The 834-nt window shown below is 34.1% G+C and carries 2 protein-coding genes; one reads left to right on the top strand and one right to left on the bottom strand.

Features of this window, described 5'->3' with window-relative positions:
- Positions 1 to 75 precede the first annotated feature (75 nt).
- Positions 76 to 231: a hypothetical protein gene (locus GJS40_RS00040; RefSeq protein ID WP_270895184.1), complete on the bottom strand. Its 156-nt coding sequence runs from the start codon at positions 229 to 231 to the stop codon at positions 76 to 78.
- An 83-nt stretch (positions 232 to 314) separates the two neighbouring features.
- On the opposite strand from GJS40_RS00040, the gene GJS40_RS00035 reads away from it, so the two are divergent.
- The coding region (locus GJS40_RS00035) for an RNA-guided endonuclease TnpB family protein (protein ID WP_270895182.1) at positions 315 to 834 on the top strand (520 nt) is incomplete at its 3' end.

Genomic DNA, 834 nt, shown 5'->3' with positions numbered 1-834 from the left:
TTTATCATTATAGGCGAGAAGACTCCATCCTCAACGAAGTAGGGTGGAGATGAATCGCCTTCGGACAAGGGATGGCTATTTGCCATTTCGATTGTCCGACTGTTCAAGAGCAACTTGTAATAAATGAAAAATAGTTTGGGTACGAGTACCAAACCCTTTTTGTTCTTTGTATTTGTCCACTTTCTCTAAAAGAGCTTTTGGAAAACGTAATACAACTGATTGCTTTTCCATGCTTTCACCCCTTAAAAATGATATACATTTAATATCAATTATGATATACTATGTATATAATAACACAAAAGGGGGTGAAAGTCATGATAGTTAATAAAGCATATAAGTTTCGTCTTTATCCGAACAAAGAACAGCAAATATTAATTAATAAAACCTTTGGTTGTTCCCGATTTGTATTTAATCATTTTTTAGTAAAATGGGACAATGCTTACAAGGAAACAGGAAAAGGTTTAACTTATAATTCTTGTTCTGCTCAGTTAACGCAATTAAAAAAAGAATTAACTTGGCTAAAAGAGGTGGACAGCATTGCGATTCAATCTTCACTCAAAAACCTTGCTGACGCTTATTCTCGTTTCTTTAAGAAGCAAAACGATAGACCACGTTTTAAGTCCAAGAAAAATCCTGTTCAGTCTTACACGACAAAGCATACAAATGGCAATATTGCGATTAATGACAATAAAATCAAATTGCCTAAACTTGGATGGATTCGTTTTGCAAAGAGTCGAGAAGTAGAAGGTCGTATTCTCAATGTAACAATCAGACGTAATCCAAGTGGAAAATATTTTGTATCCATTCTTGTAGAAGCAGAAGTTCAAGAATTAC

Source organism: Aliibacillus thermotolerans (assembly GCF_027853235.1).
Taxonomy (GTDB): domain Bacteria; phylum Bacillota; class Bacilli; order Bacillales; family Marinococcaceae; genus Aliibacillus; species Aliibacillus thermotolerans.
This window is presented reverse-complemented; position numbering and strand designations above follow the sequence as displayed.

Coding starts and splice junctions, on each gene's coding strand:
- GJS40_RS00040 (WP_270895184.1), bottom strand. CDS start 231: ATGGAAAAGCAATCAGTTGTATTACGTTTTCCAAAAGCTCTTTTAGAG.